This window comes from Verrucomicrobiota bacterium (genome assembly GCA_016871495.1).
GTDB lineage: Bacteria > Verrucomicrobiota > Verrucomicrobiia > Limisphaerales > VHDF01 > VHDF01.
The window spans coordinates 1-7,937 of record VHDF01000138.1; the positions used below are offsets into that span (position 1 = coordinate 1).

Genomic DNA, 7,937 nt, shown 5'->3' on the forward strand with positions numbered 1-7,937 from the left:
CACATCTGCTCTTGTAGAGGGCCTTGGCGTCCTCCGCCTGACCGAATGGGGCAAACACGAGTACCGCCAAGAAGGGAAGCACCACAGTCTTCATGGCTCGCCAATCCTCCAGTTCCGGCTTCAGTCTACGCCCGGCTCGCCGGAAGGTCCATCCTGTGCATAGGTGAGGTGTACGCGGCACGCCGTCTCTCACGTGAACGCAGGATGGTTTCTGGCGGCCGGTGTTGGCAAGATACGGCTAGATCCGCCCAACGGGCGGGGAGAGGAGAAACATCTTGCGAATCCTGGTACGCGCCAAAAATCTTCACGAGGCCGACGCCTGGAAAGGAGTCTTCGAGCGCAAACTCGCATTTGCCGTCGACCGGCACCAAGACCGCCTCGCGGAGATCGCCGTCTCGCTGGTCGACCTGAATGGACCCCGTGGTGGACCCGACAAGCACTGCCACATCAAAGCACGCTTTCGTGACGGCCGGACCGTCTCCATCGAAGAGCGCGGCGATGACGTGATCGCGTTAGCAGTTCGCGGCGTCAAGCGCCTTACGCATCACCTGGGTAAGCTCGCCGCGCGAGCACGCCGCAGTCCGGCGCTCGTACGCGACAGACGATTCAGCAAAGCCGCTTGACGCCGTGCCGTGAGCGGATGGACAGCCAGCCAAACTGCGGCCGTACGCGAGCGCCCTCAGCGTCTCATTTCAGGCGGGAGACTCTGTTTCCACCGCGACCGCATTCGGCGCATCCATCCGCCCACTTCCACCGTCAAAGAACCGGTAGAGCGTCGGCACCACGACCAATGTGAGTAGCGTCGAGGACACTAGCCCGCCGATCACGACGATCGCCAGCGGCCGTTGCACCTCGGACCCTGGTCCGGTGGCAAACAGGAACGGCACGAGGCCGAGCGCGGCCACGGTTGCGGTCATCATCACAGGTCGAAAGCGCAAGTAGCAGCCTTCGTGAATCGCCTCCCGCACGCCATGACCGGCCTCGCGTAGACCGCGGATGCAAGAGACCAGAACCACGCCGTTCAACACCGCGATGCCCCACAGCGCGATGAAGCCGACCGACGCTGGTACGGACAAGTACTCGCCGGTGAAGTACAACGCGGCCACGCCACCGATGGAGGCGAACGGTAGCACCAGGATGATCAGCGTGGCGAATCGCAAAGACCGAAAGAGCAGGAACAGCAGAAAGAAGATGGCCCCGATCGTCACCGGCACAATGAACATCAGATGTCGCCGCGCGCGCTCCATATTCTCGAACTGGCCGCCCCAAACGAAGTAGTAACCGGCTGGGACCTTCACTTGACGTTGCACCTTCTCTTGGAGCTCGGCAACAAATCCGCCCAGGTCGCGGTCGCGGACGTTGACGCCAACGACGATGCGGCGCTTGGCTGACTCGCGCTTGATCTGGGAATAACCTTCGCGGATTTCGATGTGGGCCAGACTCCCCAGCGGAATCTGTGCTCCGGCTGGCGCGGTCAATAGGATGCGTTGGATGTCGCGCACGCTGTTGCGTAGCGCCTCCGGGTATCGCACTACGGCCTGGAAGCGCCGTTCGCCTTCGTAAATCTCCGTGGCGACTTTCCCGCCCACGGCCGCCTCAATCGAATCGTGGACCTCGGATGAGTTCAATCCGTGCCGCGCGATCGCTTGGCGGTCGATCGAGATGTTGAGATTCTGCTGGCCTGTGACCCGGTCGATCTTGATATCGGCGGTTCCACGAATCGTGTTCGCCACGCGCGCCACCTCACCAGCCTTCGACACCAGCAAGTCGAGATCGTCGCCGAAGAGCTTGACGGCCACGTCGGCCCGGACACCAGTGACCATTTCATCGACACGGTCGGAGATCGGCTGAGCCATCACGAGGTTCACACCTGGAAGGGTCATGATCCTCTTCCGTATCTCATCGGCAATCTGGTCCTGAGATAGGCCTTGGCGCTCGGCCGCCGGCCTGAGCGCCACCATGGTGTCCGTTTCGCTGTATCCGGCCGGATCCACTGGCGACTCGCCACGGCCGAGTCGCGACACGATGGAGTGAACGCCGGGGACACTCTCAATGAGACGGTGTGCCTTCATTTCCATGGCCAGCGACTCCTCCAGCGAAATGTTCGGCACGCGATCGGCGTTCGGCGAGATCGTGCCCTCCTTCATCTCGGGAATGAACGATGTGCCGAGATAGGGAAACAGCGACATGGTGGCGGCAAATAAAACCAAGGCCGAGCCGACGGTGAGCCATTCGTGGCGAGTCGCAAACTCCAGCAGGATGCGATACGGCCGCTTGAGCCAGCGCACCACAAACGTGTCGTGCTCCGCGCCGCCCTTCAACAGCAGGAGCGACAACACCGGCGACAGCGTTAGGGAGAGAAGTAGAGAAACGGCAAGCGCGATCGCGATCGTGTAGGCCAACGGCGCGAACATCTTGCCCTCCATGCCTTCGAGCGTCATCAACGGCAAGAACACCATGATGATGATGCAGATTCCAAAGACCACGGGCGTGCCGACTTCCAGCACGGCCTCATAAATCACCTTGAGACGATCCTCCCCCGGATTCTTGCCCAAACGGGCGAAGGCGTTCTCCACGACGACGACCGAGCCGTCGACCATGAGCCCGATGGCAATGGCCAGTCCGCCGAGCGACATGAGATTCGCCGACAGGCCGTAGCGGTTCATCACCACGAACGTAAGCAGCGGCGTTAGGATCAGGGTCGCTATCACGATCAAGCTGGAGCGCAGGTCGCCGAGAAACAGAAATAGAATCACCACCACCAGAACAATGCCTTCCACCAGGACGCGGCTCACCGTTTCGAGCGCCGCGTCGACCAACTCTGACCGGTCGTAGTAAGCCGAGATCCGCAGGCCATTCGGCAACATCGCTTTGGTGTTGATCTCGTCAACACGCGCTTTCACCGCCTGCACCACCTCTTTTGCGTTGGAGCCCGCATTCATCATGACGATGCCACCGACGGCTTCCGTGTAGCCGCCCTTGATCATGGCGCCGTAGCGAGTCTCTTCCCCCAGACGAACCTCCGCCACATCGCGGATGAACACCGGAGTGGAACCGACCTCTTTGAGCACGACGGCGCGAATGTCATCGAGATTCTGAAACAGGCCCAGTCCGCGGACCAGTAGAATCTCCGGTCCTTTTGGCAGAATGCCTCCGCTCGAATTGAGATTGTTGCGCGCCAAAGCCTCGTGAACATCGTGAATGGTGACGCCGTAGTAGCGCATCCGGATCGGATCCACCAAGACCTGATATTGCTTCACGTAGCCACCGGTGGAGTTGATCTCGGCCACGCCCGAGATAGAGCGCAACAAGGGACGCGCCACCCAATCCTGCACGATGCGGCGTTCGGTGAGTTCAGCTTTGCTCAGCGGCCGCTTCCCGTCACGCGGATGCTCGATCGTGTACTGATAGACCTCGCTCAGCGCCGTGGAGACCGGTCCAAGGACAGGGTTGATCCCTTCCGGCAACCGGCCGCGAACGTCGCCCATACGTTCCGATACGAGCTGGCGCGCAAAGTAGACTGGCGTATCGTCGTCGAAGACGAGCGTCACAATCGAAAGGCCGGGCTCGTTTTGCGACCGCATCTCCACTAGCCCGGGAATGCCCGTCATCCCGATCTCCACCGGGATGGTGACGATACGTTCCACCTCGTCGGGCGAACGGCCCGGCACTTCCGTGGCGACTTGCACCTGAACATTGGTCACGTCGGGGAACGCATCCACCGACAACTTTCGAGCGGCATCCACGCCGAAGGCCACGGCGATGAAGGCGAGAACGACGATGACGACGCGCTGGTGCAGCGCATTGCGGACCACTCCCGCCAGCACGTTACTCTCCCGCCCCGGAGCCCCGCACGGCGCGACGGCGGCGCTCATTGTTCAAATGAAAGGCGCCGTCCGTGACGATCTTCTCGCCGGGTTGGATGCCGGAAGTCAGCACGCGCACGTTGCCGAACTCATCGCCCAGCGTGACGGGCCGCAGGACAAACACTCCGGGAGCGCGTTCCACGAAGAGCATCTCCGTGTCGCCTTCACGCACCAGCGCTGAAACTGGCACCACCTGACGCTTCTCCGCCTGGTCGCGTAGCGCCATCGTCGCGAGCATCGCGGGCTTCAACCGCCGACCGGGATTTGGCACGTCCATCCGGACCCGTACCGTTCGCGTTTCCGGATTCAGCGTCTGGCTGACGAAGGTGAGTCGTCCGCGCAGCTTCAGCTTGGCGAGAGAGGAGACCTCCGCCTCCACCACCTGGCCCTCGACAACACGTCCGGCGTTCGATTCGGGAACGTCGGCGATCAGCCACACATGCGACAGGTCTGCGATTTCAAAGATGGTGTCCGCCGCCTGCACCACCTGGCCGACCGTGACCTTACGGGCGAGTACCGTCCCTTCCATGCTCGCGACAACGCGGGAGACGGATCGAATGCTCCTTGTGCGCTGAAGTTCCTCAATCGCGTCGGGCGCCATGCCCAGCAATTCCAACTGATCGCGCGCTCCATCCAGTTCGGCGCTGGCTTGCGTGAACTCGGCTTCGCGGCGCTGCAACTCGGCTGAGCCGATGACTTCGGCCTTCAGGAGTTGCTGGGCGCGTTCCACCGCGCGTTGCGCCAGCATCTTCTGCGAAAGAGCCTTCAGGAAACCAAGCTGAGCGTCGGAGAGCCCGGTGCTATTGAGCTGCGCGAGCAATTCGCCCTTGCTGACATGCTGGCCTTCGCGGGCCATCAACGCAGTGATGCGGCCCATCACAGGCGAACTGATGCGCGTAATTCGCGTCTCGTCAACTTCAATGCGCGCCGCCACGGTGATCGTGGCTCCCACTTCCGTCATGACGGGTTCACCAGTCTTGAGGGTCGCCCGGAGCTGTTGAGTCGGCGTGATCTCCAGCGGGTCGGCGGGCGCTGCGGCGGACTCCGCCACGGCGGCCGCGACCGGTTCTGTTCCGGCGGAGTCCTTTCCGCAGGCGGCGAGCAACAAGGCGGCAGAAGCAAGCGCAAGAGGTTTCATTTCCGCAACTCCACACCGCGCAGCTCATCCAGATCGATTAACGATGCTTGACGATCGAATTGTGCATTGAGAAAATCGAGCCGCACCGTCCGCAGCACCCGCTGAGCATCGAGTACGTCCAGAATGCCGCGCTCGCCGAGACGGTATGCGGTTTCGGCGGCTCGTAGACCTTCCTCCGCCTCTCGGAGAAGGCCCTGCTCGAAGGCCGCGAGTTGCTGCGTGGATACTTCATATCGGCCGTACGCGCTTTCCAGCGCAGCCAGAATCTCAACCCGGCGACTCTCGGCGAGGGCGCGCGTCTGCCGGAGTTGCGCCTCGGCTTCGGCGATGGGGCCTTCCCGTTTGTTCCAGATCGGCAGAGGAATGGCGACGCCGATCCGGTAGATGGGGGTATCCGGTGGCCGATCTATCTCGGCCCGAATCGAAGGCTGCGGACGCCTTTGCGCCGTTTCAAAGGCAAGCCGAGCCTCGGCTCGACGCACTTCGGACCGGGTCAACGCCAGCATCGGATGCCGGTCCACAGCCTCGGCGCGAACTTCTTCGAGCGGCCGTAAAATAACCGCTGGATCGAGCGAACCCTCGGGCGTCAGACCAGCGTCAAGTGTAGTGCCCACCGCTCCGCGAAGTTGCGCCAGGAAGGAGATGTACTGAAGGCGCGCGGAATTCGCAGCCGCGCGAGCCGTCGCGACTTCCGAGTCGGCGCGGATCAATTCGAGCCGACCCGCTTCCCCGACATCGACGCGGACTTTCGTGCGTTGGCGAAATTCCTCCACCAGCCGGACATTCTCGGTCAAGATCGCGATTTCAGACTGCTTACGGAGCACTTGAAAGAAGGCCCTCCGCACCCCGGACAATACTGCGAGCCGCGTATAGGCCAAGTTGAACTCACTGCTTTCCCGCCCGCGTTCGGCGAAGGCCGATCGCGCCGGTCGCAACGGGCCCAATTCAAGCGGTTGCGAGAACGAAAGGTTCGTATTCAAGCCGGACACGTTACCAGGCACTCGGAACGTCTGCCTGCCTGCCATCAACGCCGCTTCCGGATTCGGATACGCCTTGGCCGTCACGATCGCCGCGCGAGCGGCATCCACCTGTGCCGCACCTGCCCGCAATTGCGGGTGATGTTGATCCGCCAGCGCCAGGGCGTGCTCCAACGTGAGGTTAGCGCCTTGGGCAACTGGGGCGAGAAGGACGCCAAATCCCAAGCCGCAACTGAGAACGCGGCGCATTCGTGCTATTAGGCTGCGTGTTGTACCGCCCAATTAACTAGGCTATCTGCCTCCCTGGCAAGTGTCCATACTGTATTTAGATGATGGCCTGGGAGGCGAGTCTGGCCTACTATCTTTCGACGCGGCTCACCAGAACCTTGTCCACCCGATTCGCATCCATGTCGAGTACTTCGAATCGCAAGCCGTCCACAATGAAGTGATCGCCGGGTACGGGAATGCATCGCAGATGCGCCAGAACCAGCCCTCCCACGGTCGCGAATCCCTTTTCCTCTCCGGGGATGTCGCGAAGGCCGAGTTGCTCCACTAGGTCCGCCACAGCGAAAGAGCCGTCGATCAGCCACGAACCGTCTTCGCGTAACGCAGACTTCGGCTGCGGTCTCTCGCCTGGAGCTCGCAGGTCGCCCACCACAGCCTGCATAAGGTCCGTTAGAGTGACCAGGCCCATTACGCCCCCGTGCTCCTCGACGACCAGCGCCATCTGTTCTCCAGACTCCTGAAACCGGTCAAGTACTTCAAGCGCGGGCGTCAGTTCAGGCACCAGGAGCGGCTTCCGGGCGAGAGCGCGCAGATCCAACCCTCCTGTCTCGCTCAACGCCACGAACAGATCCTTGATATGAACGATGCCGGCCACGCGGTCGAGATCACGCTCGATGACCGGAAAGCGGGAGTACGCCGAGGAACGAATGCGCTCAGCGTTCTCCGCCCAACTGAGCGTGAGGTCGAGGCTCACGACCTTGCCACGTGGTTGCATAAGGTCCACCACGCGGCGATCGCCCAACCGGAACACGCCCTCCACCATCTCCTGCTCGGCTTCATCGAACGTGCCGTGCTCGGTGGCCTCGGCGATCAGAACCTTGATCTCCTCCTCCGTCACGGGAGCTTCTCCAGATGGACGAACGGGAATGAGTTTCATCACGAGCCGCGTGGACAGGCTAAGAAAGCGCACCGCGGGAGCACCGAGACGCGCCAGCAGCCGCATGGACGGCGCCAAGAACGACGCAATACCCTCGGCGTTCGCGAGCGCCAGGTTCTTCGGCACCAACTCGCCCAAAATCAGCGTCAAGTAGGAAATGGCAAGCACTACGAGCGTGATGGACACCGTTTCGGCGTAGGGCGCAACGGCCTCGAACCGCTTCAGGTACACGGCGAACTCCCCCGCGACAGTGGCACCGCCGAACGCCCCGGCCATCGTGCCGATCATCGTAATGCCGACTTGTACGGTAGAGAGGAAGTCGTGCGGATTCGTCGCCAGATCCAGCGCCACGGCCGCCCCGCGATGCCGTATGGTCCGAAAACAGGATTGCCCTGATTTCCTTGGCCAGCCAAGCGTTACCTCTCTTCGCGGCGCCTGCTGAATTCCCATTTCGGTCCGCAACCGGCGTTGCCAAACGCGGCGCGGACGTTGCAGATCACGCTGCAGACGGCCCAATCCCAGATGCCGCGCACGCCTCCGGTGCCTGAATTCCAACGCGAATCGCCATGGCCGGCCTCAGCCGCCCGATCAGGCGGCGTTGCGGTAGTAATAGTTCAGCATGCCGCCCAGGCGCTGACGGCGCTGGATGGCACCCGACGCTCCCAGGTGGCCCGCCTCCGGGCAGATGATCCGGTTCGCCAGACCCTGGTGATTGCGCTCGCTGTGGTAGTGCTCCACAAAGTTCTGAACTGCCGTCCGCAGCGACGCCTCCCCGAACAAGATCATCCGGTCCA

General features: G+C 62.2%; 6 protein-coding genes. 1 reads left to right on the forward strand and 5 read right to left on the reverse strand.

Translation table 11 applies throughout. The features are described 5' to 3' along the window. The first annotated feature begins 275 nt into the window (after positions 1-275). On the forward strand, positions 276-623 hold the full coding sequence (locus tag FJ404_18690) for a hypothetical protein (GenBank protein MBM3824879.1): 348 nt from the start codon (positions 276-278) through the stop codon (positions 621-623). A 69-nt stretch (positions 624-692) separates the two neighbouring features. On the opposite strand, the gene FJ404_18695 is transcribed toward FJ404_18690, so the two are convergent. From FJ404_18695 to FJ404_18715, 5 genes are all read right to left on the reverse strand, one after another. Continuing rightward, positions 693-3,827, reverse strand: coding sequence for an efflux RND transporter permease subunit (locus FJ404_18695; GenBank protein ID MBM3824880.1), 3,135 nt, complete (start codon positions 3,825-3,827; stop codon positions 693-695). Between the two features lies 1 nt (position 3,828). After that, complete coding sequence (locus FJ404_18700) at positions 3,829-5,004, reverse strand: efflux RND transporter periplasmic adaptor subunit (GenBank protein ID MBM3824881.1); 1,176 nt, start codon at positions 5,002-5,004, stop codon at positions 3,829-3,831. Then, entirely contained in the window at positions 5,001-6,230 is a 1,230-nt protein-coding gene (locus tag FJ404_18705) for a TolC family protein (protein ID MBM3824882.1), read from the reverse strand. The genes FJ404_18700 and FJ404_18705 overlap by 4 nt, the downstream gene beginning before the upstream one ends. Before the next feature lie 109 nt (positions 6,231-6,339). Then, positions 6,340-7,593 (reverse strand): HlyC/CorC family transporter, encoded by a 1,254-nt coding sequence (locus FJ404_18710; GenBank protein MBM3824883.1) that lies wholly within the window; start codon positions 7,591-7,593, stop codon positions 6,340-6,342. A gap of 138 nt (positions 7,594-7,731) precedes the next feature. Next, positions 7,732-7,929 (reverse strand): hypothetical protein, encoded by a 198-nt coding sequence (locus FJ404_18715; GenBank protein ID MBM3824884.1) that lies wholly within the window; start codon positions 7,927-7,929, stop codon positions 7,732-7,734. Positions 7,930-7,937: the final 8 nt, after the last annotated feature.